Genomic DNA, 24,665 nt, shown 5'->3' on the forward strand with positions numbered 1-24,665 from the left:
TCCCTTTTCCTTTTATCTTATGAACCGTAGAAACTTCCTGAAACAATCGGCTTTTACGACGGCGGGCACCATGCTGATTCCGCACTTTCTGAAAGCCTACGAAGCGCAGATGCTGGGACAGGCGTCCGCATCGAACGGAAAAATTTTGGTGGTCGTGCAACTCTCAGGCGGGAATGATGGCCTGAATACCGTTGTGCCCTACCGAAACGATATTTATTACCGCGAACGGCCAACGATTGCCATTAAGCCAGAAAAAGTACTGACACTAAACGATGAAATTGGCCTGCATCCGGCCATGACACCGCTTAAAGCGTTATACGACGAAGGTCTGGTTACGGTGATCAACAATGTTGGCTATCCAAACCCGGATCGTTCGCACTTTCGCTCAATGGACATCTGGCAAACAGCCAGCGATTCGGACAAGTACGTGAACACCGGCTGGGTTGGACGGTATCTGGATGCGGCTTGCGCTGGTAAAGAACAGCAGCCGTTTCGGACGATTGAGGTGGACGATACGCTGAGTCTGGCCATGAAAGGTGATTCGTTGAACGGACTGGCGGTCTTAGATCCCAAGAAACTGTATAACCAGACCCGCAGTGGGTTGGTGACCGGATTAAGCAACGAGCATACGACTAACCAACCGGAGTCCGTTGCCTATCTCTACAAAACCCTGGCTGAAACCGTATCGTCGGCAGCCTATGTGTATGATAAAGCAAACCAGGCTGGCGTTCCAGTCCATAACACACTCGCGACTTATCCAACGAGTGAACTGGGTAATCGGCTAAAAACCGTTTCTCAACTCATTCAGGCAGGTGTGAGTACGAGCGTTTACTACGTCTCGATCAGTGGTTTCGATACGCACATTAATCAGCCGGGGCAGCAGGAACGTCTTCTGGGTCAATATGCCGAAGCCGTTGGGGCTTTCATGAAAGATTTAAAAGTAGCGGGGCGACAGAATGATGTGCTGCTGATGACGTTTTCGGAATTTGGTCGCCGGGTGAAGCAGAATGCCAGTAATGGTACGGATCACGGCACCGCTAATAACGTATTTCTGATAGGAGGGGGGCTACCTGCCAAACGGGTATTGAACGAAGCTCCGAACCTGACGAAACTAACCGATGGCGACCTAACATACTCCATCGATTTTCGGCAGATATATGCAACGCTCCTTCACGACTACCTGGGAGTCGATGATGTGGCTATCCTGGGCCGTAAATTCGATGGGGTGAAAATTGTCTGATGGCTTCACCAAACGAGAAGACAGGCGTACCATCCAGGCTGTATAGCTTAGCCTTTGTGGAGGAGATTCTCAAATCTGCCTCTTGGTAAGGTTTAAGAACCTGTCTTCACGAACTCAAACAGCTTCTACGATAAAATTTCGGGCCTATATCCCTGAAATCTCCCTGAATCTGTGTTATTTCGCAGAGAGTCAAGTCAATTCTTCTGAATGGTAGGTATCATCATGGGTAGTCTTTCCGACCGCAAGGTCATGCAGGAGGCTGCCGACATTCTGACCGAATTAGGCGTACGCTGGGAGATGGACATTGTGTCGGCCCACCGGACGCCTGAAAAAATGGTCGATTATGCAAAAACAGCCCGCGAGCGTGGGCTACGGGTTATCATCGCAGGCGCTGGCGGAGCCGCCCACCTGCCAGGTATGGTGGCTTCATTAACAATACTGCCTGTTATTGGTGTTCCGGTTAAGTCGAGTAATTCGATTGATGGCTGGGATTCGGTTCTGTCCATTTTACAGATGCCCGGTGGCGTGCCTGTGGCGACGATGGCGCTGGATGGGTCTCGAAATGCGGGTATTTTAGCGGCTCAGATTGTGGGTACGTTTGATGAGGCAGTTGCCCAAAAACTCGTTCAGTTTAAAGAAGATCTTAAAGAAAAAGTGGCCCAAATGAGCCAGCAATTAACTACACCCATTTAATTAAATGGATAATGGTAAATGTATGATGAATAATGCCCTTCTGGCCTGACGTTCATTATCCATTATTCATTATCCATTATTGAGTTAACTCATGGAACCCGACAACCAATCATCTAATCCCCGCCCTGCCGGAAATTCCAGCCTGCCTGCCATCACACTCGTGGTGTTAGTGGGGCTGATTGCCGCCCTGCTATATGTAGGCTACGGATATATTACCGACGATACGAACGGTTCCGACGAGTTAACGAATGTGGCACTCGATACGGCTTCTCAACAGCCGCTGGCGCAGAACGATCCCGAAATGCTGATGTCGCCCGAGGAGGTAGATACGTCCTCGCAGCCGGCACCGGTCGATCTGTCGCAGGCCACACCGCCCGCCGATGCACCCGAAGCGAATGCCAAAGCCGAAGAAGTGGCTGAAGATAACCGCGAAACGACCGATGGTAAACCTGCCCCCGACGAAAAGCCCGCTGCAGTAAAGCCAGCACCTGAGAAACCTAAGGAGAAACCGGTAGAAAAGCCTGCTGAAGTAAAGCCGAAGGAGGAAAAGCCCAAAACGGACGTTGTCGTTGAGAAAGTTAAAGTCAAGCCGGGCGGTGTTTCGAGCACGTATACGGTTGGGTCTGGTGAAACGTTTTACGGTGTTGCCAATCGATATAACATGAAACTAGCTACTCTGAAAGCCCTTAATCCGGGCGTGTCGGAGAGCGATGTGAAAGCCGGAGTTACCAAACTAAACGTGAAAGTAATGGCCGTTCATACCGTTGGGCCGGGCGATTTGTTACGTGTTGTGGCTCAGAAATACGGTGTCAGTAAGGAGGCTCTCATGCGGGCCAACAAAAAAAGTAAGGACATTGCCACCCGTGGCGAAAAACTGATTATCCCTTTTCCGGATAAGCAGTAATTTTTTAGTAATAGGAGCGAGGAGTTAGGAGTGAGAATAGCTGATGCCCCATTAATTTGTTTGCGTCAGCCATTCTCACTCCTAACTCCTCGCTCCTATTACTTCTTCTCATACACCAACCCCAGTGTAAACCGGAAGTCGTTGTTCTGACGGCCCGGCACGACCAGGCTCTCGTAGGCGTTTGCCACCGTTGAACGCAGGCTAACGACCTGCGTTAATTTTATCTGTAGACTCAGGCTGGCATTCCATCGGACATTGTATTGCCCCAACGCGGGCTGGTAAAACGCTGTATGCGTGATGGTAAACCGGTCTTTGTCGAAGCTATATTCGCCGTATAACCGGGCCGAATTTCGCCAGATGTTAATGTCATTCAGTTCAACAAAATCGGTGTATTCCTGCATAACCACATCCGTGAGCGAAATATACGCCCGCTTATGATTCAGGAGCTTATAGCCAAGGCCCGCGGCTGCCGTCCAGCGGTGGTTGATCTGTCGTAGATTACTTCGCTCATAGGAGCCAAACGCCAGGTAATAAAGTCGCTTTTCGTATCGATAGGTTGTCCGTAAATCGCTGAACCACTCGCGTTCGGCCAGAATACCATTCTGTTTGCCGTACACAAACGACGGATTGCTCGACAACTTGAAATAATTGCTCAACTGATAGTCAACCGCACTAGTTAACTGCAGCAATGCACGACTAACGTTTCCTTCCGTAATCGTACCGTCGGCGGTGAAGCGGTAACGAAATATAGTTGGTACAGGTGGTGCGTGCTTAATGGAATCGATTTTCTGCTGACTTACTGGCGTTTTACTGGAATCGCGTTTTACGGCTTTGCTGGAGTCTGGCAGTGAGGGGCGTAACGGATCGGGCTGCTCAACAATCTGAGCTTCGGCGACTGTAAATGTGAAAAGAAAACTTAACGTGAGGAGGCATTGCTGATTGTATTTCACAGAAAGAGGCATTGGTGAAACTGCAACTTAGAAAAAAAAGATACATTTGGCGGCTGACCAGGTGGTCAACTTATCCTATAGCCTACTCATCTAAATCCATTTTTACCCATGACTCGCTGGGGAATTTTAGGACCGGGCCGCATTGCCCACAAATTTGCAAAGGACTTACTTACCCTGCCCGATGCGCAACTCTATGCCGTTGCATCGTCCGATCAGCAACGGGCCAACGAGTTTGCGCAGGAATACAGCATTCCTCATGCATTTGGCTCTTATCAGGAGTTGCTAACCTTGCCCGACCTGGATGTGGTGTACGTGGCCACTCCGCATGTAAAACACCACGAGCATGTGATGATGCTTCTTAACGGGGGCATTGCCGTCCTGGGCGAAAAACCCTTTGCCATGAATAGTGAGCAGGTTCAGGAAATGGTCGAAACGGCACGCTCGAAGGGTGTATTTTTGATGGAAGCCCTGTGGAGCCGGTTTATGCCGGGCATTGTTCAGGCGCTGGAATTAGCGCAATCGGGTGCGATTGGTAAGGTGGTTTCGGTAAAAGCTGATTTTGGTTTTAAAGCCCCGTTCCTGCCTGAAAAACGCTTGTTCAATAAAGAACTTGGTGGTGGCTCTGTGTTGGATATTGGTATTTATCCCTTGTTTTTAAGCTACCTCATACTGGGTAAACCGGCCACCGTTAAAGCATCGGCGAACTTCGGATCAACGGGTGTTGACGAGCAGTGCGGCATGGTGCTCACCTATCCTGATGGCCAATTAGCACTACTGGATAGTACAATCGTGGCCGATACAGATTGCATTGGACTGATTCAGGGCGATGCGGGTCAGATTCGAATTCATAGCCGCTTTCACGAAACAAAAGGCATTACCCTTAACCAGACTGATCAGCCAGAAAAAATAGTATCATTTGAGCGAACAACGTTCGGCTATGATTACGAAGCGCAGCACGTCATGAACTGCCTGGCCGAAGGTAAAACAGAAAGTCCGCTCTGGTCGCTGGAGGATAGTTTGAATTTGATGGAATTGCTGGATGCCGTTCAGGCCGAAGCGGGAATTGAGTATTGAAGGAGGAGAGGGAGGAAGGGGAAGAGAGGGAGGAAGGAGGAAAAGAGATACGTACTAAATTGTTACTTCCTTTCCTCCTTCCTCCCCCTCCTCCCTTTCCTCCTTTTCTTTACCTTTGCACCATGACTGATCGCTATGCCCAGCGCGGGGTTTCCGCTAGTAAAGAAGACGTTCACAACGCCATCGCCCAGCTCGATAAGGGACTGTTTCCGAAAGCATTTTGTAAAATCGTACCCGATACGCTGGCTGGTGATCCGGATTTCTGCACCATTATGCATGCTGATGGTGCCGGGACTAAATCGGCATTAGCGTATCTCTACTGGCGCGAAACCGGCGATCTGAGCGTTTGGAAGGGTATTGCCCAGGATGCAGTCGTCATGAATACCGACGATCTGATCTGCGCCGGAGCCACCGGCCCCATGCTGCTCTCGTCGACCATCGGACGTAATAAAAACCTGATTCCAGGCGAAGTCATTGCCGAAATTATCAACGGTACCGAAGAGGTGTTGCAAATGCTGCGCGATCACGGCATCGAGATTTACAGCACCGGGGGCGAAACCGCCGACGTTGGCGATCTGGTACGAACCGTTATTGTCGATAGTACCGTAATTGCCCGAATGCGTCGCGATCAGGTGATTAGCAACGACCGAATTCAGCCGGGTGATGTTATTGTCGGTATGGCATCTTACGGACAGGCAACCTACGAAACGTCCTACAATGGCGGCATGGGCAGCAATGGCCTGACGTCGGCTCGTCATGATGTACTGGCGCATTACCTGGCTGATAACTATGCGGAGAGTTTCGATCCAGCTATTGACAAGTCATTGATCTATAGTGGTTCGAAAAAGCTAACGGATACAATTGCTGTTGACGCTGACCAGAGTATAACCGTTGGGCAACTGATTCTATCACCTACGAGAACCTACGCTCCCGTAGCGAAAGTATTGCTGGATGAACTACGTCCACACATTCATGGCATGGTGCACTGCTCGGGAGGTGCGCAAACGAAAGTGCTTCATTTTGTTGATAATCTGCATATTATCAAAGACAACCTCTTTCCAATACCGCCTTTGTTTCGCTTGATTCAGGCCGAAAGTGGCACGAGCTGGCAGGAGATGTATAAGGTCTTCAACATGGGCCATCGTCTTGAGGTCTATCTGCCCGAAAGCTACGCACAGCAAGTTATCGACATTGCTCAGTCATTTGGCATAGAGGCACAAGTGATTGGCCACGTCGAGGCATACGAAGGAAAACGGGTGACTATACAAAGTGAAGTCGGCGAATTTATTTATTGAGTGACTTATTGATTTTCTGAATACATTGCAGTCCGAACTTGTAAGTCACTGCAATGGTACCATTTGTAAAGAAAAGCTGTTTCGTTTTCCTGTTTATCTGTGCAATCGCCAGGCAGATGGCGTATGCACAGGCGACGCCATTTTCGGCTGTGTGGAGTTTTGAAGATAACCAGTCAAGTTCAGTTTCCCATCCAAATATTACAACGGGTGGCCCAAGCTTTAGTGGGGTGAATGTGCCATCTGTAGGTGGTTATATTGGAGGTCAGGTTGGTCGAGCCGTTAATGTAGCTAACTGGTCTACATCGGGCTGTAATCTAGCCGAACATGTACAATTTACGGTTCAACCTGTTTCGGGGCAAACCATGACCCTTACGCAGCTCTCATTTTATTTCAACCGATCTAATTCTGGACCTGCGCAGATTTTAGTTCGTTCGAGTGTAGATAATTATAGCGCCACAATTTACACCCAGGCGGTTACCAATTCGTTTCAACAGGCTACTATTTCACTTACAGGTTCGGCATACACGAATCAGAGTGGGCCAATCAGTTTTTGGATTACCGCTTGTACAAATACCGCTTCAGGTGGTGCGCTGCGTTTAGATGAAGTAACCATCAATGGTACCGTTACGAGTTCTCCACTTCCTGTTACTCTACTTTCGTTTACGGCTAAACCCGAAGGCGACCGTACTCAACTGGCCTGGGCAACTACCTGGGAGTACAATGCCGACCATTTTCGGGTCGAACGAAGTCGCGATTTGCAAGAATTTATAACGGTGGGCGAAGTGGCCGCTACAGGAACTACTGATTCTCGTCAATACTATGGGCTGACAGATTTGAATCCGAACCCTGGCATTAACTATTACCGCTTAAAGCAGATTGACCGCGACGGTACTACGCAAAGTTTCAAACCTGTATCCACTATTATCCAATCCGATGAGCCAATCGTAACCGTGTACCCCAACCCCGCCAGCCCCGACTGGATTCACCTGCGCCTGTGGAATGCCGACGATGCGTCTGTACAGTTGTTAAACACGGTAGGGCAACCCATTGGTGGTCGATTGGAACGCCGACCAGGTGAAGCGGATCTGGTGTTCGACCAGCCGTTACCAGCGGGATTGTATTGGCTGGATGTACGGATTAATGGCCAAAAGCGCGTGATGAACGTAGTGGTGCGGTAAATTTAGTACCCATATGAAGTGATGTCAGCTATAAGTAGCTGACATCACCAATACATGTCTGCTCACTACGCCATCTCGGGCTCCTGCGCTGGAATTGCTTTCACCTGAACCCCCGGCGGCAATAACTTATACAATACCGGCGTAACAATACGTGAGAGCAACGTGCTGGAAATTAGGCCACCAATAATTACCCAGGCCAATGGTGAATACAGTGGATTGCCTTCGATAGCCAAGGGAATCAATCCACCAATGGCGGTCAGTGATGTGAGCACGATGGGTACAAACCGGATTTCGCCCGCTTCCTGAATCGCATCGATCAACGACATGCCTTCTTCGCGTAGATGGTTGGTGAAATCAACGAGCAGAATGGAGTTTTTGACTTCAATACCAATGAGGGCAATCAGCCCAATAACTGCCACAAACGAGAATGGATTGCCAGTGAAATACAGTGCCAGTACTGCGCCGATAACGCCCAGTGGAATAACTGAAAGCACAATTAACGTACTCTTGAAGGTGCCAAATTCCAGTACCAATACGGCGATGAATCCGAAAATGGTAATGAGAATAATGGTACCTAAACCGCCAAATGATTTCTCGCGACTTTCCAATTCGCCAGCCGCTTTATAGCTGAAACCCGCCGGGAATTTCATTTTGTCCAACTTCGAGAGTACGCCATTAAATACGTTATCGACCAGGAAACCCGTTTTGACGAATCCCGTTATGGTCACGTATCTGTCTTTATTATAGTGGCGAATCTGATTCATACTGCTTTCAAATTCCAAGTCGGCAATTTGACGCAGGGGGACCGCAGAACCGGTTAACGTATTGATATATAGGTCACTCAGTACATGCTGATCGGCTACTTTTCCTTTGGGTAAGGTCACGTTGATGGTATAATCATCGCCATTCGGTTCTTTAAACGTGCCTACGTTAAGACCCGCAATGGCGAGTCGGATGGTGCGGTTTACATCGGAAATGGAAATGCCCAGCAGCCCCGCTTTTTCTTTGTTGATACGAACGCGCAGATCCGTTTTTTGGCTGGATAGCGGGTTGTTAACGTAAATCAGGCCGGGTGTTTGTTTGAAGGCCGTTTCAACGCGTGCCGCCATTACTTTCAAGGTGTCCAGGTTTTCGCCGAACACTCGAACCGCTACCGGGGCCTCCTGGTCGGGGCCTTGCTCAAAGTCTTTTACTTCAATTTTGGCATTTGGGTACAACTTGAATCGCTCGCGCAACTTGTCAATCAACACTCGCTTTTCAGCGGGTTCTACGTCTACCAACTGCACATAAAACTGGGCGTAGTTGGGCGATTCGTTGCGCTGAATGATGTTGTAATAAATACGCGGTTGGCCACGACCTACGTTTGTTGTAACGTATTTAACGTCGGGTTCTTTTTTTAGAACACCTTCTACATAGCGGGCCACCCGGTCGGTTTCTGATAGACTGGTGCCATCGGGCGTGTCGATATTAATCAGGAACTGCGGTTTTTCGGAGGCTGGAAATAAGGCGAAACCCACTAGTTTGAACATATACAATGCGCCCGTAAACAATACGCCTGCTACCAGCAACGTAACGACCGGATGGCGTAAGCCCCAGTGTAACAGGCGACTGTAAGAGCCGCTGATCACTTTTTTAAGGGCACGCATGAAGATGTTCCCTTCTGGATTGTGCGACTCTTTCAGAATCCGACTCGACAAGAACGGGACAATTGTTAGTGATACCAGCAGTGATGCCAGAATGGTAGTCACCACAGCCATCGGTAGCGAACGGATGAAATCGCCGGAGGCTTCAGGTAAGAACAGGAGTGGCAAGAATGCCAGAATCAACGTCGTAGTACAGCCAATGACGGCCAGGGTAATTTGGCTGGTCGCTTTGATGGCTGCTTCCCGTTTTGAATACCCATCGCGCAGATAACGCTCGATGTTTTCAACGACCACAATGGAATCATCCACCAGAATACCCAACGCTACAATCAGTCCGACGATGCTTAACTGATTGATACTGAAGCCCAGAAAATCGAGTCCCGCCAAGCCAATCGCTAATGACAATGGGATGGAGATCATCACGACAATTGCGGCCCGGAAGCCGAGTGGGAGCAGGGTTAGCGAAACAAGGAGAATCGCCAGCCCGAAGTCCTGCAAAAAATGGGAGAGCCGTTTGTTGACGCTGACGGTCTGGTCGAAATTTTTAACGAGCGTGATGTGCGGAGGCAGCGTTTTGGCAAACCGATCGATCACCGGATTGAGCTGCTCACCGACTTTGGCAATGTTTTCTCCCGTTTTTTGACCGGCTGTAATAAGTACCGCCCGGTGGCCATTCAGGCGGGTGATGTGGGTTTCGTCTTCGTAGTTAAAATCAACGTCGGCTACATCGCGTAGGTAGATGATTTTCTGTCCATTGGTCGAAACAATGGTATTCCGAATTTCGTCGAGCGACTTATAATCGCCTGCTGTTTTGACGTTAAACTTCCGCGTTCCGGCCTGGATATTGCCCCCCGGAATATTCAGGTTTTCGGCCTGAATGGCCCCTAACACCCGATTCACGGCAATACCATTCTGTGCCATTTTTTCGATGTTCAACGACACGCGAACTACCGAAGCCGGATAACCCCAGTCTTCGGCGTTCTTCAGGCTTTTTACTTTCTCAAATTCGTCCTTCAACTTGTCGGCATACTCACCCAACTCTTTGGACGAAGCTACCTCCGACATTAACGCCACCTGCACAATGCTGACATCGGTAGGCGAAAACTTCCGAATGTCGATCCGGTAAATATCCGTGGGTAATTCGCCTTTCAGGGCGTTCACTTCCCGGATTACTTCCTGATATTTTTCCTCGGGATCAACCCCATAATCATAGTCGAGTCGGAACACGGCCAGACCATCATCCACATTGGTAATCACGTGGTTCATGTTTTCCAGTGAATTGAACCGGGCTTCGCCTGGATCAACCACCAGTTTCTCCATATCCAGGGCATCGGTGCCCGGATAAATAACGGCGACGGCAAAGCTAGGAGCCGTAAATTCAGGGTCTTCGCCCCGTGGCATGTTGATCAGTGAGTTGATGCCCAGCGCGGCAACGCCCAGAAATAGCACCAGCATAAACTGCCAGTTTTTGACGGAAAATGATGATAACATAATGTATAGTGGTTAATGAATAATGTATAATGGTTGATGGACAATGGCTGCTGTGTAAGCGGATTGATAACCATGGCTATGGTCGTTACCCATTTTCATTATTCATCTTAAGCTCTCCCGTGTGGTTTTAAGAATAGCTATTAGCAAGCGCATCAGCTCATTCGTATCCGTATGGAGGGATGTAAACATGGCCTCGTCTATATACTCAGTAGCATGTAATAGACGTAGCCAGTACCTTGTTTCTTTAGCTTCCTTAAGCGATATGCCAAGTTTAGAGGCAAATTCTTTTTTAGTAAAAGCAGCGTCCGCTTCTTCGGCGTTGGCACCAATAGATGTGCCGCTTCTAAGTACCTGTTTGGCTAATGGAGCAATATCAATATGCTTTTTATGCAGCCATTTGTGAAGCTTAATAATGCGAATAGCAAAAGCAAACGATTTATCGAGTATTGCATTTGGCTTTTGTTCGTAAACGGCTCCCGGCTCAAGAACCCAGAATTCATTCACAGTGTCCTCCATAGCATTATCCATTTTACATTGTCCATTCTTCATTTAACCACTACACTTGATGCTTCAGTTAGATAAGCCGACCCGCCCGTAACTACATCCTTAACGCCTGATAAGCTATTTATCAGCAGCACTTTATCGCCATCCAGAAAGCCAATCTGAATGGGGACTTTGCGGACGTGTTTTCGGTCGTCGGCGAGTACGTAAACGAATCCTTCTTTTCCATTCCCTTCCACAATGGCTTCGACGGGTACCAGTGTGTAACTGCGGCTTTGCGCCGGAACGAGTGTAACTTTCGCAAACAGACCGGGGGCAAACTTCACCGCGCCTGGATTGATTCGTACTTCTACTTCGTAGAGCTTGTTGACCGGATCGGCAGCCTGCGCCAACTCGCTCACGGTGCCGCTGAACGTTTTGTCGGGGTAAGCATCGAGTTTGATGCTGGCATGATTGCCTAATCGCAGTCGGGCCCAGTCTTTGTCAGACACGCCTACGCGAACAACCCAATCATTCGGGCGATTTGATGAAATTGTGTAGACCGACCCGCCCGGTGCAATGAACTCACCCGCATTCGCAATTTTGCGCGTCACGGTTCCATCTACTGTTGAGCGGATTTGGGCGAAACTCCGGTTAAACTGCGCGATCGTTAGGTTTTGCTTTGCTAAGCTGGTGCCGGTAGTAGCGTTCTGAAGTTGCTCCAGCGTGGCGGCTGTATCGGCATATAGGCTTTTGACCCGTCCGAGATCCCGTTCTGCTTTTTCGTTGGCGAATTGTGCCTGACTCACCTGCGCATTAATTTCCGTTAAGTCGAGGGTCGCCAGGAGCTGACCTTTACGAACAGGCTGCCCTTCTTCTACGAACATGCGGTTGATAATACCACCGATTTTGAACGACAACCGGGCTTCCTGCGCCGAGGAAACCAGGCCCGATGCCACAACGGGTTCAGCTCGCACAACCGTACTGACGGGTGTGAGTTTGATAGGCACAACTGCGTCTTCGGCTGGGGGAACGGTTTGTTTTTCGTCAGCGCTATTGCTGGCTTTGCTGCCGCATGCCCAGAGCGTGACGGCTAATAAAAAGGAGTAGATGAATTGTGACAGTTTCATGTGCTTATTTGTTTACTGAGACACTTTTGCTAGGTTGTCGTTGTTTCTAAAAGTGCTGGTCAATACTACTTTCAATTATGAATCAACTCATTACCATACACCCGGATATTCAGAGTGGAACTCCAGTTTTCTTTAACACACGAGTTCCGGTTAAGAACTTGTTTGACTATGTGAAAGGTGGTCATACGGTAACTGAGTTTATTGATGATTTTCCATCAGTCAAATATGAACAGGCTTTAGCTGTTTTAGACTTAGCCGAATCGACCGTAACACTTAACTCTGCTGCGCGTGCCTAAACTTTTACTGGACGAAAACCTACCTAAAAAACTCAAATACCGATTTGGCGAAGGCTATGAGGTTACTACTGTACCCGAAAAAGGCTGGCATGCGCTACGTAATGGTGAATTGCTGCAGGCAATGAATCGTGATGGAATCGAATACCTGGTTACCGCAGACAAGAATTTGAGCTATCAACAGAATTATCGCAAATGGAATGTCAAGCTCATTGTTCTGGATACGCTTGATAATCAATACGAAATGGTGCTGCCATTTGTCGAAAAAATCAAATTGCTATTCGAGCAAGGCGATATTCAGGATTACAACTTGATTGACCGTTAAGGTTATGCTATTCAGCCACTTTGGGTAGGTGAAGCCTCTACCGATGAGGATCGAATTGTATAAGTTGCTTTCATGATTTCGATAGGGAAAAAATCAACAGGAATGTGTTTGCACTCAGTAGCAAACACAGTGGAGAATAAAATTTTGTGTCTAACTCCGCAAAGCGACTGTTACGAATTTGCTTGAAAAAGCCAACGTAGTAAAAGTCGCCGATGGCACGCAGGAGAAAAATTCCTGCCAATACCCAAAGTCCGTACTGACGCAACCAAGTCGGTAGCCGCGACTCAATCTCGGGTAGTCGGCCGATTTTGGCTAAGTAAAACAAGGCCATACCACCGAAAATAATAGCGACAATGAGGGTAATGAATCGGCCCGGTTGAAGCGCCTTCGTGCCATTCCGTTCGGGCAGTGATTCCCGTAAGCCCCAGTTGCCACCAAGCCCCCAGTAAACATGAAGGCTACTGATTGCCAATAGAATGATTGCATTTGCAAAGGCAGGTATCATGACCACGAGCTATTATTCATTGTACATTATCCATTACTTATTGCCCCACTGCCACCGCCCGATCCAAGGCAGCCCGTTTTACAAGTACATCGGTGCGGGCCAGCGAATGTTGCAATTGCGCCGTTAGCTGGTCGTTCTGGTAGCGAAGGAATTCAATCAGCAGCGATTGCCCGTTCCGGTATTTGCTGTCGATGATCCGAAACGTTTGGTCGGCGTTGACCATGCCACTTTGTGTAGCGGCCAGGCTCTCTGTTGCTGCATTGAGATCGTAGTAGGCCTGCAACACCTGCAATTGGATTTGTCGCTGTACTTCACTCACCCGTGTCTGTAAGGCCTCGGTCTGAATTTTAGCCTGTTGAATCTTCGACCGCTTTTCGTAGCCCCGGAATAAATCCCACTGCAACCCAACCTGAGCCACTATGTAGGCCTGATTCTGGAAGGTATAGCCGAAGCCCTGAAACCCGGTATTCGCTCCCACATACACATTCGGGATTTTAGCGTTGGCTTCGTTCAGTTTAACGGCTGTTTGTGCTGCTTGTAGAGAATTGCCTAACTGACTCAATTCCTGTCGGCTATGGAGGGCAGTTTGTTGTAAATCATTCAGGTTTTCTTTCGCTTCGGGCAGGATTTTGGTAAGTGTTGAGTCGACATCGATAGGGGTTGTTAAGTCGCGGTTGAGCAGAAAATTGAAATACGCGCGGGCAGTTTCCCGGTTTTTCTGGGCCACGGCCAGTTGCTGATCGACCTTACTGATCTCGTAGCGGGCCGATGTAACCACCTCTTTTGTGGCCACGTTATTGCTCACAAATTTCTCGTTCAGGCGCGCCAGACTGTTTAGTAGCTGACGCGAATTGTCGAAAATTCGGATGGCATCGAGTGTTTGCAGATATTGGTAGTAGGCTGTAGCGATATTGTATCTAAGTTCGTTCTCAACCACCCGTTTCCGGGCTTCCTGTGCCGAAACGAGTTGTTTCTGAATGAGGTAGTTATACTGAATGTCGGTGTTGAAGAGCGAGTACTGAACGGTAAGTTTGGTGTCGTGGAAGTTGTTGGGAGCCAGCAACTGATTTACGTTCTCAATATTCGTCGGAAACTTATCGGCTCCGATAATCTGGTTCAGCGTTTTGTAGGCCGGATTCAGCAAATCACCCACCGGAAACTCCAACCGCCGGCCACCAGCCGCCAGCGAATAGGTCGGGTTGAACGCGACGCGCGGATAAAACAACGACTTCGCCTGGTTGAGCGATTCAGTGACGCGGCTAATTTCCAGTGACTCCTGCCGAAGCGCCAGATTATTGGCCAGCCCTTCCTTCACATACCCATCCAGAATCGTTGACTGACTCGCGGGAGCGGGTTGGGCTAGTGCCGATACCGGCAAGAGCAAAATCAGGTAGCGTATATGTTTGTAAGAGAGCTTCATAATCGCTTATCAATTAATGAACAGTGTTTAGTATGTGGGCAAAAAAATAGAGCTTACAGTTTAGTTAATGAATAATGTAAAATGTATAATTGATAATGGTTAACATGCTAATGGTTAATTTTTTATGCATTTTTAATTATCCATTATCCATTATCCATTAAACTTTTTACAGCCCTCGCTTTAACGTTTCACAAAATAGATTGAACGCTTCATCCATGACTGACTGGCGGTCGCATTCGGGGATCATGCCCAAGCGTTTTCGTAAAAACAAGGCGGTGTATCCGTGAATGCTGCTCCAGATCATCATAGCCGTTGACTGAACGTCGTGCTTCTGGAAAATCCCCGCATCCATGCACTCCTGAACAACTGACATCAGTAACCCAAATGCCTGATCACCTTCCACCCAGTCTTTCTTATCGAGCGTGTCCATCGGGGCATTCATGATGAACATCAGGTCGAACAGTTCTGGATTCTCAACCGCGAAACGGATGTAAGACCGGCCCATTTCAACGAGTTTTTCAAACGGATCGGTCAGTAATTGTAGGGGCAGAAACTCGCCAATCATTTTGACGAATCCGCGTTGATGCAACGCGAACAGCAATTCATTTTTATCTTTAAAATACAGATAGATCGTGGCCGGGCTGTACTCAATCTCGTCGGCAATATTCCGGATACTCACCTTCTCGAACCCATTGGCCAGAAAAAGCTTTTGCGCCCCATCCAGAATTAGTTGCCGCATTTCTTCCCGCTCCCGCTCTTTCCGCTCTACGATTCCCATTGATTTGTTAATTAACGTTGCAAACTTAATGAACACTGTTTAGTAAACAAGAATTTGTGCCTGTTTTTGAAAATTATTGATTTAAAGGCCATACTAGACCCTCTAAATGACCGATCCCTAAAGCAATTTTCAATTAACTGATTATTCATTCATATTTAAGGTGTCGACTCTATGAAAGATATGAAACAGAGCTATTTAGTTAATTTATTGTTCATTAAGTTACTAATTACCACGTTTTCTACTGCGTTGGCGCAGGTGCCCAAATCACTCGATTCGGTAATGGTTTATCTGAAAACGCATACCGTTCAGGATACCAACTACGTAATAGCCCTGAACATAATGGGCCGAGAACTACATGAGAAAGGGAACCCCGATTATAACCGGGCCGATTCCGTATTGCGCGTATCCGAAAAGCTCGCGATTAAACTGAACTATGGTTTAGGGCTGAGTAGAGCCTATACCAATCTGGCATCCATCTATTACCTGACCGACAGGCCGCAACAGGCACTCGAGTACTTCCAGAAAGCATTGACAACGGCCGAAAACTACAAACTGAGTCCGCGCTTTATTTGTGGCGCCATTTCGAACGTAGCAGCTGCCCTGAGCAAATTACAGCAGTACGACAAGGTTGTGGCTATGCAACTGCGCTCGCTGCGCCTTCAGGAACAGTATAATGTGCAACCGCGCATTGCAACTACCTATGGTGGTCTGGGCAACGCCTATCGGGAGCTGAATAAACCCAAAGAGGCTCTTGTCTATTATCAACAGGCGTTAGCCTTGATGCTCGTAGAGAAAAATATTCGCGGCATGGCCATTATAGAAAATAACGTGGGTATCTGTTATGATGGCCTCAAGCGGTATGATAAGTCGCTGGCTTCGTACAGAATGGCGCTAAAACATGCCGAAGATGTAGAGTATGAGTTGCTACAGGCCGATATTCTGGTCAATATTGGCTTAGCCCTGAAATTGTCAAGTCGATTTAAAGAGGGTATTCCCTATGTAGAACGGTCGCTGGCTATTGGCCGGAAGCAACAGAATAAGGGAACCATGGCCACGGCTTATTTCAATCTGGGGCAGATTTATGAAGAACTGAAAGACTACAAACCCGCCGAAGCGAATATGAAAAAAGCTCTTCAATTGGCGACGGAGCGGGGTGATAAAGAGCAGATTGCCAACTACACACAAGGGCTGGCCGACCTATACGGCGGCATGAAAAACTTTCAACAGGCCTACGTTTATCAGCTTGAAAAGAACAGGCAAATTGACTCGAACACCGTGGTTCGAACCAGCGCCGAAGTGCAGCGCCTGGTGGCTCAGTACAAAACCGAAAAGAAAGAACAGGAAATAAAATTGCTCCGCCAGCAGGCTCAACTTCGTGACAAAGAACTGATCAATAGGCGTTTACAAACAAATGCGCTACTCATTGGCGGTATTCTGTTGCTCCTGCTCGGGGCGGCTGTAAGTGCCTGGTTACTCAACCGCTCCCGGCTCCGGCGGCTGGAGGAAGCCCAGGCGTTACGCAAGCAGATTGCGCACGATCTGCACGATGAAGTGGGCAGCACGCTCAGCAGTATCTCCCTGCTCAGTGGTATGGTTAACAGCCTCATTGCTCAAAAACGACCCGAGGCTGTTGAGCGGGCTATCCAAAAAATTAACACCGATGCCCGCCAGATTCTGGACGCTATGGACGAGATTATATGGACCATCAATCCCGGCAATGATTCCCTGCAACGGATCGCTATGCGACTTCAGGAGTATGCGCAACCACTGATGGAATCGAAGGCTATCAGCTTCTCGTTTCAAACCGATCCTGCTCTGGCCGATATTCCTGTCTCGATGGAGGTTCGGCGGAGTTTGTATCTGATTGGTAAAGAGGCCATTAATAATTTGATTAAGTATTCGGAGGCAACACAGGCTACGGTTCGGTTTGCCCGGCGAGCCGATCAGCTTGAGGTGCTGATTGAGGACAATGGTCGGGGCTTTGATGTGACAAAGCCCCGTGAACGCACTGGTCAGACCAGCATGAAGCAGCGAGCCGAAGCCATGGGCGGATCACTGGATGTACAGTCCGCTCCCGAGCAAGGTACCCGCCTGGTGTTGACAACCGCTATAGCCGGATAAAATACGACCTAACTCTGCCGCTGAAATCGATGAAATTCCTTGCCTGTTTACGACTGACTGCAATCTGCCTGACCCTACTGAGTAGCAACCTGGTAATCGCCCAAATACCCAAATCACTCGATTCACTGGGAATCTATGTGCAAACCCACCCGCCAACTGATACAAATTATGTGAATGCATTGCTTCGGCTGGGGAATCTGACGACCAAGACAAAGGCCAATTACGACCGGGCCGATTCATTGCTTCGTGCGGCCGAAAAACTAGCAATCAAGCTGAGTTTCGGCCGGGGTATCTATCAGGCAAATACCTTTCTGGGGGCCAATTACTACCTGTTGGGCAGAGGACAACAAACGCTGGAGTATTTGCAGAAAGCACTGGCGATTGCGGAGGCTAATAAGCTCTCTCCGCGTATACTGGCCAACGCCATGACGAACCTCGGAACGGCGTATCGTAACCTAAATCAGCAGGAAAAGGCCCTCGACATTTCACTGCGTTCGCTTCGTATGCAGGAGCAGTATAACATCCTGCCCCGTAATGAGAATACATACATCGGCGTTGGTCTTGCCCTGAAAGAGACCAAACGCCCTCGCGAAGCCATTGGGTATTTTCAGCAGGCACTCGTGCTGAACCAGAACTTAAAATACCCTTACGGTATGGCCATTTCCGAACAGAATATAGGCAGATGCTATGACGACCTAGACCAATACGATAAAGCATTAGCCTACTACCGAATAGCCGGTAAACACGCAAAAGAGTCTGAGTCAGAGTTGTTACAGGCAGATATTTTAGTCAATACAGGCTTAGTTTTACGAAAGAGCAAACGACTTGAGGAAGCAAAACGCTCCATAGAGCAAGCGTTGGTTCTCAACAAGAAGCAGGAAAGTAAAGGGGCGATGGCTACCGATTATTTTAATCTGGGGCAGGTGTATGAAGAACTAAAAGACTATAAGCTGGCAGAGCAGAATATGAAAAAGGCCCTGGCCCTGGCTAATGAATTGAAGGACAATACTAAAATTGCTATCTATACGCAGGGGCTGGCCGATGTGTACGGTGGTATGAAAGACTTCCAGCAAGCCTACGTATTCCAGCTCGAACGAAATCAGCGTATGGACTCCACGACCACCGTTCGTACCTCAGCCGAAGTGCAGCGAATGGTGGCCAAATACGAAACAGAAAAGAAAGAAGCGCAGATCAAACTTCTTCAGCAGCAAGCCAAACTCAACCAGCAAGAGCGTGAGCGCATCCAATTTCGAACCAATGTATTCATTGCGGGCAGTGTACTGCTACTGCTGTTAGGCGCCAGCGTGAGTGCCTGGTTACTCAACCGATCCCGGTTTCAACGGCTCGAAGAGGCCCAGCGTTTACGTAAACAGATTGCGCACGATCTGCACGATGAAGTGGGCAGCACGTTGAGCAGTATCTCGATATTGAGTGGCCATACCGATACGCTGCTGAGGCAGAATCGGCCCGGCATGGATACATCCGAAACGGCTCAGAGGCTGGTACAGAAAATCTACACCGATGCCCGCCAGATTCTCGAATCCATCGATGAAATTATCTGGACCATCAACCCCGGCAACGACTCCTTACACCGGATTGCCCTGCGCCTGCAGGAGTATGCACAACCGTTGATGGAGTCGAAAGGTATCGAATGCTCCTTTCAGATTGATCCCGCTTTGGGAGACGCGCCAATTTCCATGGAAGTGCGCCGGAGTTTGTATTTGATTGGTAAAGAAGCCATTAACAACCTAATTAAATACTCAGGCGCTACACAGGCTACCGTCCGGTTCGAGCGGAAAAATGACCAGCTTCAGGTAATGATTCAGGATAATGGTCGAGGTTTCGATCCCGCCCAACTAAGCGAACGAACGGGTCAAAGCAGCATGAAGCAGCGGGCCGAAGCGATGGGTGGTTCGCTAGACGTTCAATCAGCACCGGGGCAGGGAACTCGTTTGCAACTGGTCATCAATCCGTAAGAGTCATACATTTATCCGATTTACGAGCATTAGTCGATACCGTATTTTTGTCTGATAAAAGCGGTTTAAGGGCTACACTTTAGGCCTGGAAAACAAGAACTCCATGATTCGCGTCTCTATTTTCGACGATAATGATTCCCTGCGCGAAACCCTGGCGTTGGTTTTCGATGCAACCGACGATCTGATCGTAACGGGCAAATACCCCAATGCGCTTACGGCCGTTGAAGAGGTGCTCTATAACCAGCCAGACGTTATCCTGATGGACATCGATATGCCCGGACGCACGGGTATCGAAGCCGTTAAGCTCATTCGGGCGCAAACGACACGTCCTAAAATTCTGATGCTGACCGTTTTTGAAGACGTTGAGCGCATCTTTGCGGCCATCTCTGCGGGAGCGGTGGGTTACCTGTTAAAGAAAACGCCTGCCGATAAAATTATTGAATCCATTCATGAGGTGATGAGTGGGGGAGCGGCCATGACGCCCTCTATTGCCCTGAAAGTGCTGGACGCCTTCCGGCAACCTAAAGTCGCTGATTTTCTGCTCACCGATAAAGAAAAAGAGGTATTGCAACGACTTGTAGAAGGCGATAGCTACAAACTCATTGCGCATCATTGCGGAATCAGCATGGGCACGGTCCGAACCCACATTGTCAATATTTACGAAAAACTGCACGTCAACTCCAAATCGGAAGCGGTAGCAAAAGCACTGAAAACAGGGTTGTTTAAGTAGGCGTGTTGATAAGTAAGACGAGTTATCCACATTTCCCCAAAACTACCATGACTCAATCGCAATCGTTCGGCCGTACCAATTGGTTCTTTAAATTTTGCGAGTCACTCTTAACGGGCATTGCGCTATTGAGTCTCCTGATGATACCGCTCGAGTTGCTTCCTCCGTCGTTTTGGATGGAGTATGGTCAATACTTTAGCTATGTGCTAATGGGTATCGTTGGTATTGCTTTGGTAAGTAGCATACTCTATAGTTGGTTCTGGCAACAACGCGAAAAATTGACGGACTTAAACAGTGGGTTGCGTCATGCCTGGATGCAGGGCATTATTCGCTACTGGCTAGCCTTTTCTATTGCAACCTATGGGTTCGCTAAAATTCTAAAAACTCAGCTTCAATCACCCACCTACCGCCTTGATATGCCAATGGGTGATGTCAGCGGTTTTGGCCTGACCTGGTATTATTTTGGCTATTCATACACTCTGGCTGTCATCATTGCGCTCGTTCAGATTGGGGGCTCAATCCTGCTGCTGTACCGCCGGACAACGCTATTGGGTGCCATGATTCTGCTACCGGTGATGGTCAATATTGTCCTGATTAATTTGTTTTATGAGATTGCTGTCGGTGCCTTTTTTAACTCTGTTGTCTACACGCTTTGCCTTGTCTTTTTTCTAGTACTCGATAGCAACAAACTCAAAGCGGCTTTCTGGGATCTGTTGGACCGGTTACCTCCGGTTACACTGGGCCACAATTGGGTAAAACATGGGTTACGCGTGATTCCCATCGTTGCTGCATTTGCCATGATCGAATCGTTTCTATTGACCGACAGGAGCGATAAAGTCCTGGAAGGCACCTGGAAAGTTGAAAAACTACTGCGTAACGGTCAGATAGTACCTGCTACGGCCTGGCTAACAGATTCACTGGCCTGGAACCGACTCTATTTTTCGCAGGGTAATTCCTGTGCCTTTAGCCCCAATCCGTATCGCTACAAACCCACCGAAAGCTTTAGGGGTGACTATCAATTTGACAGTACAAAAAACAGTTTACAGATTGTCTTTTTTCGCGATAACGATAAAATCAAGGATACGCTTCGGGCTACAGTTGCCCAACGCACAGCCAAAGCGATGAAGCTACATGGTGTCATCTGGAAAGACACCTTAGATATGCAACTGGCTCGATTGAAATAAGCGTATCTCATTTGCCGATGCCAAAACGTTTAACCAGGAAATTTTATGAAAACGTACACGCTTCTTGCCGTGCTTGGGAGCTTTATGTCGGTAGGCTATGCCCAAACCACCCCGATCAGGCAGTGGCATCACCTCGATCCGGCAACAGATAAAACCATTGGCATCAGTACCGAACGAGCCTATGAGTTACTGAAAACCTTACACACGCCAGTCCGTCCAGTTATTGTTGCGGTCATTGATGGAGGAGTTGATACGAATCACGAAGATCTGAAGTCGATGTTGTGGACGAATGCAAAGGAGATTGACGGTAACGGGAAGGATGATGACCACAATGGATATGTAGATGACATTCATGGCTGGAACTTTATTGGCCTGAAAGATGGGCATACGATAGCCGATGAACAGAAAGAAGAAACCCGGCTTTACGCTCGGCTAAAACCAGTGTACGAAGGAAAAACGAGAGCGTCTTTAACTCCGGTCCAACAGACTGAGTTTGATTTGTACCAGCAGGTAAAGCCTTATTTTGAACAAAAGCGAACTGAAGCCGAAAAAGACTACCAAAAAGACAGTCAATTACTTAAAGAAGATCAGGACCACGTAGCACAGCTAAAAAAGGCCTTTGGTACGAGTAAGGTAGATACGGCAATGCTTCACTATCCGGCTTTTACCGATACTACTTTACTCCAGTATGCCCGCGACTATTACCAGAATCTGAAACGGAATGATAAGGCTGATCTCGACTCTGTGCTCATTTTTTACACGTCCTTTAATAAGCGGCTTAAAGACAGGCTCGATCGTGAATACAATCTGGACTTTAATCCACGACCAGGCATTGGGGATCATCCCGAAAACCTTACTGAACGCCACTATGGTAATGCCGATGCCATTGGCGATTACACCGAGCGGGGCACCCGGCACGGTACGCATGTATCGGGAATTATTGCCGCCTATCGAATCAACTCCCTGGGTATAAGAGGAATAGCCGATCATGTGCAAATTATGAGTGTAGTGGCGATCCCCAATGGCGATGAACGCGATAAAGACGTGGCCAATGCCATCCGATACGCCGTCGATAATGGGGCCAGCGTCATCAATATGAGCTTTGGAAAGTACTTTTCTCCCGAAAAAACGATTGTTGATGAGGCTATCCGGTATGCCAATACAAAAGGGGTGTTGCTGCTTCATGCCGCTGGAAACGACCATCTCGATCTCGACTCAGCCCGACAATATCCCTCGTCCACCTATCTGAATGGACAAACCATACTCAATATGATTACGGTAGGAGCCAGTAGCCGGCAGAACGACAGTACGCTGGTGGCTCCGTTTTCCAACTATGGCCAGCAGATGGTGGATGTATTCGCACCCGGCGTCTTAATCCAGTCAACAACGCCCAAGGGAACTTATGGGCCATCGAGTGGCACTAGTATGGCCGCGCCCGTAGTGGCTGGTATCGCAGCCGTGCTGAAAAGCTATTTCCCTGAACTAAGTCCGGCGGATATTAAACGTATCATTCTGAAATCGGCGGTGCCTTACCACACACAAGTAGTCAAACCCGGAACGAAGCAGAAAGTCGACTTTGCGTCGCTATCGAAAACCGGTGCCATTGTCAACCTCTACGAAGCCGTGAAACTGGCCATGGCCGAACAAGCCATTACGACCAGAAAATAGCGAATAGCTACCCTTAACTTTTCCATCTCTTAACTAATCCAACCATGAAAACACAGGTAATTCTGGTGTTGATAGCCCTTACGCTGTCATTGTCTTTACAGGCCCAAAAACCGCTTTCGTATACGCTAACCAAGCCCAGCAGTCTGACCATCAAGTTTAATCCTAAGCAGAAGATTCCTCCGCTTAATCTGCCCTGCAAACTAACGGACGGAAAAGACCGGCCCTACGCCTGCGAATTTTCGTTCGACAAACTGGAGTTTTATGGCAACGATGGCTCGTTGCTGGGAACGGTGAAACCCGTAAAAGGGCAGCCTGCAATTACTTTATTGCCGTTCTACAAGGCTAAAAAGTCGGCCCCTGCCGGACAAGGGGGGCTGATAACCTACACGGTAAAAGCGTATTTTACCCGCCGGAACACCCCCGCTTTCCCGGTCGGCAAAGGATACCAGATCCGTACGTGTAAAGTGACAGCCTGCTTACCCTCCGATGAAATTTCAACTGTGGTATCGGGGGTGGCTATGCCTGCCGGACTCAACGACCAGGCCATACTTACCTTCGACCTATCGTGGATTTATAGTAAAAAAGATGGCCTAATGATTGGTCCGCACGAAGTATATCTTGAAAATGACGTAACAACAACCAAGTTTACGACGTCTGTTCAGACTCCACTTCGCGACAGGGCAGAGGCCTGGATTGATATTCAACCCGCTATTACCGGCGATCCTTCTTCTGCGAACTGACATTGACAAGTTCTATCCACACCGTATACTAGCTCATGCATCGTTCATCTGTACTATTCGTTCTGCTCCTGGTTACGCTTATCGCAGCCTGTCGGCCGAAACCATCCACAACCGATCAGGCCACCAAACAACCACAGGCCGACTCGCAGGCAGTAGCCATTGCTCCTCAATCAAGTACTGCCAATCAGGCCGTTGCCGGTGATTTTCTGATTATACCGGGCAAACAGGTTGGTCCCATCCGGCCAACCACATCCGAAGCAGATTTACTCCATCTTCTTGGGCCATCCATTGTTACGGCGGGCGATACGCTATACGGTGCTGAAGGCGAAGAGTTTACCGGTACAACGCTCTATAAAGGCACTGCCGACGAAGTACAGATTATTTTTACTGATAACGAGAAACGTACCCATCCTCAAACGATCCTTATTCGCCCGAAACTCCTTGACGACGAGGGACTTGTGATTCCAAACGTTGCGCCCACTCGCTGGACAACGGCTGACGGATTGCGCATTGGCACGACGCTGAAAGAACTGGAAGCGCGGAACGGCAAGCCCTTCAAGGTATGGGGTTTCGAATGGGACTATGGCGGCATGGTGTCCAATTGGCAAGGTGGTAAACTGGCACAGTTGAACAAGAAGGCGTTTCTATCGATTGGACTCGGTGCTCCGGTTACCAAAACGCCCGCCCAGGAGAAGGCCTACAACCAGCTAATGGGCGATGGCGAATTCCTCTCATCGTCGGCCTCGATGCAGGTACTTAATCCGTCGGTGCAGAGTATGCAGGTGAGTTTTTAGTTGTAGTTGAATGGCTTGAGATTAGTCATATACGAATTCATTTTGACCCCGTTGGG

At 48.5% G+C, this 24,665-nt stretch carries 22 protein-coding genes; 15 read left to right on the forward strand and 7 right to left on the reverse strand.

Going from position 1 to position 24,665, the window contains the following annotated elements; genetic code table 11:
- The first annotated feature begins 19 nt into the window (after positions 1-19).
- The 3 genes from ACYVGO_RS07465 to ACYVGO_RS07475 all read left to right on the forward strand — a co-directional run bounded on the left by ACYVGO_RS07465 (position 20) and on the right by ACYVGO_RS07475 (position 2,837).
- Entirely contained in the window at positions 20-1,240 is a 1,221-nt protein-coding gene (locus tag ACYVGO_RS07465; protein WP_460968677.1) for a DUF1501 domain-containing protein, read from the forward strand.
- Positions 1,241-1,447: 207 nt separating this feature from the next.
- On the forward strand, positions 1,448-1,933 hold the full coding sequence (gene purE, locus ACYVGO_RS07470) for a 5-(carboxyamino)imidazole ribonucleotide mutase (protein ID WP_142775863.1): 486 nt from the start codon (positions 1,448-1,450) through the stop codon (positions 1,931-1,933).
- A gap of 91 nt (positions 1,934-2,024) precedes the next feature.
- On the forward strand, positions 2,025-2,837 hold the full coding sequence (locus tag ACYVGO_RS07475) for a LysM peptidoglycan-binding domain-containing protein (protein ID WP_460968679.1): 813 nt from the start codon (positions 2,025-2,027) through the stop codon (positions 2,835-2,837).
- Positions 2,838-2,935: 98 nt separating this feature from the next.
- On the opposite strand, the gene ACYVGO_RS07480 is transcribed toward ACYVGO_RS07475, so the two are convergent.
- Entirely contained in the window at positions 2,936-3,799 is an 864-nt protein-coding gene (locus ACYVGO_RS07480) for a DUF481 domain-containing protein (RefSeq protein WP_460968680.1), read from the reverse strand.
- Positions 3,800-3,895: 96 nt separating this feature from the next.
- On the opposite strand from ACYVGO_RS07480, the gene ACYVGO_RS07485 reads away from it, so the two are divergent.
- The 3 genes from ACYVGO_RS07485 to ACYVGO_RS07495 all read left to right on the forward strand — a co-directional run bounded on the left by ACYVGO_RS07485 (position 3,896) and on the right by ACYVGO_RS07495 (position 7,334).
- Complete coding sequence (locus ACYVGO_RS07485; RefSeq protein WP_460968682.1) at positions 3,896-4,861, forward strand: Gfo/Idh/MocA family protein; 966 nt, start codon at positions 3,896-3,898, stop codon at positions 4,859-4,861.
- A 122-nt stretch (positions 4,862-4,983) separates the two neighbouring features.
- A complete protein-coding gene (locus ACYVGO_RS07490; RefSeq protein WP_460968684.1) occupies positions 4,984-6,156 on the forward strand; it encodes an AIR synthase related protein in 1,173 nt (390 codons plus the stop codon).
- 53 nt (positions 6,157-6,209) lie between these two features.
- Positions 6,210-7,334 (forward strand): T9SS type A sorting domain-containing protein, encoded by a 1,125-nt coding sequence (locus tag ACYVGO_RS07495; RefSeq protein ID WP_460968687.1) that lies wholly within the window; start codon positions 6,210-6,212, stop codon positions 7,332-7,334.
- Positions 7,335-7,399: 65 nt separating this feature from the next.
- Here ACYVGO_RS07495 and ACYVGO_RS07500 read toward each other — a convergent pair whose 3' ends face one another.
- From ACYVGO_RS07500 to ACYVGO_RS07510, 3 genes are all read right to left on the reverse strand, one after another.
- Positions 7,400-10,468 carry an efflux RND transporter permease subunit gene (locus tag ACYVGO_RS07500; RefSeq protein WP_460968689.1) on the reverse strand — a complete coding sequence of 1,023 codons (3,069 nt, stop codon included), beginning with the start codon at positions 10,466-10,468 and terminating at the stop codon, positions 7,400-7,402.
- A 102-nt stretch (positions 10,469-10,570) separates the two neighbouring features.
- Positions 10,571-11,017, reverse strand: a complete 447-nt coding sequence (locus ACYVGO_RS07505; protein WP_460968691.1) for a four helix bundle protein — start codon at positions 11,015-11,017, stop codon at positions 10,571-10,573.
- A complete protein-coding gene (locus tag ACYVGO_RS07510) occupies positions 11,014-12,078 on the reverse strand; it encodes an efflux RND transporter periplasmic adaptor subunit (protein WP_460968693.1) in 1,065 nt (354 codons plus the stop codon). Before ACYVGO_RS07510 ends, ACYVGO_RS07505 begins: the two co-directional genes overlap by 4 nt.
- 77 nt (positions 12,079-12,155) lie before the next feature.
- On the opposite strand from ACYVGO_RS07510, the gene ACYVGO_RS07515 reads away from it, so the two are divergent.
- Together ACYVGO_RS07515 and ACYVGO_RS07520 are read left to right on the forward strand one after the other, a co-directional pair.
- Positions 12,156-12,374, forward strand: coding sequence for a DUF433 domain-containing protein (locus tag ACYVGO_RS07515; protein ID WP_460968695.1), 219 nt, complete (start codon positions 12,156-12,158; stop codon positions 12,372-12,374).
- On the forward strand, positions 12,367-12,696 hold the full coding sequence (locus ACYVGO_RS07520; RefSeq protein ID WP_460968696.1) for a DUF5615 family PIN-like protein: 330 nt from the start codon (positions 12,367-12,369) through the stop codon (positions 12,694-12,696). The genes ACYVGO_RS07515 and ACYVGO_RS07520 overlap by 8 nt, the downstream gene beginning before the upstream one ends.
- Positions 12,697-12,766: 70 nt before the next feature.
- Here the strand turns inward: ACYVGO_RS07520 and ACYVGO_RS07525 are convergent, their stop codons facing one another.
- The 3 genes from ACYVGO_RS07525 to ACYVGO_RS07535 all read right to left on the reverse strand — a co-directional run bounded on the left by ACYVGO_RS07525 (position 12,767) and on the right by ACYVGO_RS07535 (position 15,399).
- The gene (locus ACYVGO_RS07525) at positions 12,767-13,201 is read right to left on the reverse strand and encodes a DUF3995 domain-containing protein (RefSeq protein WP_460968698.1); all 435 of its coding nucleotides are present in this window, start codon (positions 13,199-13,201) and stop codon (positions 12,767-12,769) included.
- Positions 13,202-13,238: 37 nt separating this feature from the next.
- On the reverse strand, positions 13,239-14,621 hold the full coding sequence (locus ACYVGO_RS07530; RefSeq protein ID WP_460968700.1) for a TolC family protein: 1,383 nt from the start codon (positions 14,619-14,621) through the stop codon (positions 13,239-13,241).
- A gap of 166 nt (positions 14,622-14,787) precedes the next feature.
- Positions 14,788-15,399 carry a TetR/AcrR family transcriptional regulator gene (locus ACYVGO_RS07535; protein ID WP_142775853.1) on the reverse strand — a complete coding sequence of 204 codons (612 nt, stop codon included), beginning with the start codon at positions 15,397-15,399 and terminating at the stop codon, positions 14,788-14,790.
- A 180-nt stretch (positions 15,400-15,579) separates the two neighbouring features.
- Between ACYVGO_RS07535 and ACYVGO_RS07540 the strand changes: the two genes are divergently transcribed.
- The 7 genes from ACYVGO_RS07540 to ACYVGO_RS07570 all read left to right on the forward strand — a co-directional run bounded on the left by ACYVGO_RS07540 (position 15,580) and on the right by ACYVGO_RS07570 (position 24,609).
- Complete coding sequence (locus ACYVGO_RS07540; RefSeq protein ID WP_460968702.1) at positions 15,580-17,520, forward strand: tetratricopeptide repeat-containing sensor histidine kinase; 1,941 nt, start codon at positions 15,580-15,582, stop codon at positions 17,518-17,520.
- 29 nt (positions 17,521-17,549) lie between these two features.
- Positions 17,550-19,496 carry a tetratricopeptide repeat-containing sensor histidine kinase gene (locus ACYVGO_RS07545; protein WP_460968704.1) on the forward strand — a complete coding sequence of 649 codons (1,947 nt, stop codon included), beginning with the start codon at positions 17,550-17,552 and terminating at the stop codon, positions 19,494-19,496.
- 103 nt (positions 19,497-19,599) lie between these two features.
- The gene (locus tag ACYVGO_RS07550; RefSeq protein ID WP_142775851.1) at positions 19,600-20,226 is read left to right on the forward strand and encodes a response regulator transcription factor; all 627 of its coding nucleotides are present in this window, start codon (positions 19,600-19,602) and stop codon (positions 20,224-20,226) included.
- 47 nt (positions 20,227-20,273) lie between these two features.
- Positions 20,274-21,407, forward strand: a complete 1,134-nt coding sequence (locus ACYVGO_RS07555) for a hypothetical protein (protein ID WP_460968707.1) — start codon at positions 20,274-20,276, stop codon at positions 21,405-21,407.
- Between the two features lie 45 nt (positions 21,408-21,452).
- Entirely contained in the window at positions 21,453-23,075 is a 1,623-nt protein-coding gene (locus ACYVGO_RS07560; protein ID WP_460968709.1) for a S8 family peptidase, read from the forward strand.
- 44 nt (positions 23,076-23,119) lie between these two features.
- Positions 23,120-23,815, forward strand: coding sequence for a hypothetical protein (locus ACYVGO_RS07565; protein ID WP_460968711.1), 696 nt, complete (start codon positions 23,120-23,122; stop codon positions 23,813-23,815).
- 35 nt (positions 23,816-23,850) lie between these two features.
- The gene (locus tag ACYVGO_RS07570; RefSeq protein ID WP_460968713.1) at positions 23,851-24,609 is read left to right on the forward strand and encodes a hypothetical protein; all 759 of its coding nucleotides are present in this window, start codon (positions 23,851-23,853) and stop codon (positions 24,607-24,609) included.
- The last annotated feature ends 56 nt before the right edge of the window (positions 24,610-24,665 follow it).

This window comes from Spirosoma migulaei, assembly GCF_054776855.1.

Excerpts from the sequence above, each read along its gene's own strand:
- ACYVGO_RS07515 (WP_460968695.1), top strand. The coding sequence starts at position 12,156 with ATGAATCAACTCATTACCATACACCCGGATATTCAGAGTGGAACTCCA.
- purE (WP_142775863.1), top strand. The coding sequence starts at position 1,448 with ATGGTAGGTATCATCATGGGTAGTCTTTCCGACCGCAAGGTCATGCAG.
- ACYVGO_RS07490 (WP_460968684.1), top strand. The coding sequence starts at position 4,984 with ATGACTGATCGCTATGCCCAGCGCGGGGTTTCCGCTAGTAAAGAAGAC.
- ACYVGO_RS07485 (WP_460968682.1), top strand. The coding sequence starts at position 3,896 with ATGACTCGCTGGGGAATTTTAGGACCGGGCCGCATTGCCCACAAATTT.
- ACYVGO_RS07495 (WP_460968687.1), top strand. The coding sequence starts at position 6,210 with ATGGTACCATTTGTAAAGAAAAGCTGTTTCGTTTTCCTGTTTATCTGT.
- ACYVGO_RS07550 (WP_142775851.1), top strand. The coding sequence starts at position 19,600 with ATGATTCGCGTCTCTATTTTCGACGATAATGATTCCCTGCGCGAAACC.
- ACYVGO_RS07530 (WP_460968700.1), bottom strand. The coding sequence starts at position 14,621 with ATGAAGCTCTCTTACAAACATATACGCTACCTGATTTTGCTCTTGCCG.
- ACYVGO_RS07465 (WP_460968677.1), top strand. The coding sequence starts at position 20 with ATGAACCGTAGAAACTTCCTGAAACAATCGGCTTTTACGACGGCGGGC.
- ACYVGO_RS07565 (WP_460968711.1), top strand. The coding sequence starts at position 23,120 with ATGAAAACACAGGTAATTCTGGTGTTGATAGCCCTTACGCTGTCATTG.
- ACYVGO_RS07475 (WP_460968679.1), top strand. The coding sequence starts at position 2,025 with ATGGAACCCGACAACCAATCATCTAATCCCCGCCCTGCCGGAAATTCC.
- ACYVGO_RS07540 (WP_460968702.1), top strand. The coding sequence starts at position 15,580 with ATGAAACAGAGCTATTTAGTTAATTTATTGTTCATTAAGTTACTAATT.
- ACYVGO_RS07555 (WP_460968707.1), top strand. The coding sequence starts at position 20,274 with ATGACTCAATCGCAATCGTTCGGCCGTACCAATTGGTTCTTTAAATTT.
- ACYVGO_RS07535 (WP_142775853.1), bottom strand. The coding sequence starts at position 15,399 with ATGGGAATCGTAGAGCGGAAAGAGCGGGAGCGGGAAGAAATGCGGCAA.
- ACYVGO_RS07560 (WP_460968709.1), top strand. The coding sequence starts at position 21,453 with ATGAAAACGTACACGCTTCTTGCCGTGCTTGGGAGCTTTATGTCGGTA.
- ACYVGO_RS07570 (WP_460968713.1), top strand. The coding sequence starts at position 23,851 with ATGCATCGTTCATCTGTACTATTCGTTCTGCTCCTGGTTACGCTTATC.
- ACYVGO_RS07545 (WP_460968704.1), top strand. The coding sequence starts at position 17,550 with ATGAAATTCCTTGCCTGTTTACGACTGACTGCAATCTGCCTGACCCTA.
- ACYVGO_RS07480 (WP_460968680.1), bottom strand. The coding sequence starts at position 3,799 with ATGCCTCTTTCTGTGAAATACAATCAGCAATGCCTCCTCACGTTAAGT.
- ACYVGO_RS07525 (WP_460968698.1), bottom strand. The coding sequence starts at position 13,201 with ATGATACCTGCCTTTGCAAATGCAATCATTCTATTGGCAATCAGTAGC.
- ACYVGO_RS07510 (WP_460968693.1), bottom strand. The coding sequence starts at position 12,078 with ATGAAACTGTCACAATTCATCTACTCCTTTTTATTAGCCGTCACGCTC.
- ACYVGO_RS07500 (WP_460968689.1), bottom strand. The coding sequence starts at position 10,468 with ATGTTATCATCATTTTCCGTCAAAAACTGGCAGTTTATGCTGGTGCTA.
- ACYVGO_RS07505 (WP_460968691.1), bottom strand. The coding sequence starts at position 11,017 with ATGAAGAATGGACAATGTAAAATGGATAATGCTATGGAGGACACTGTG.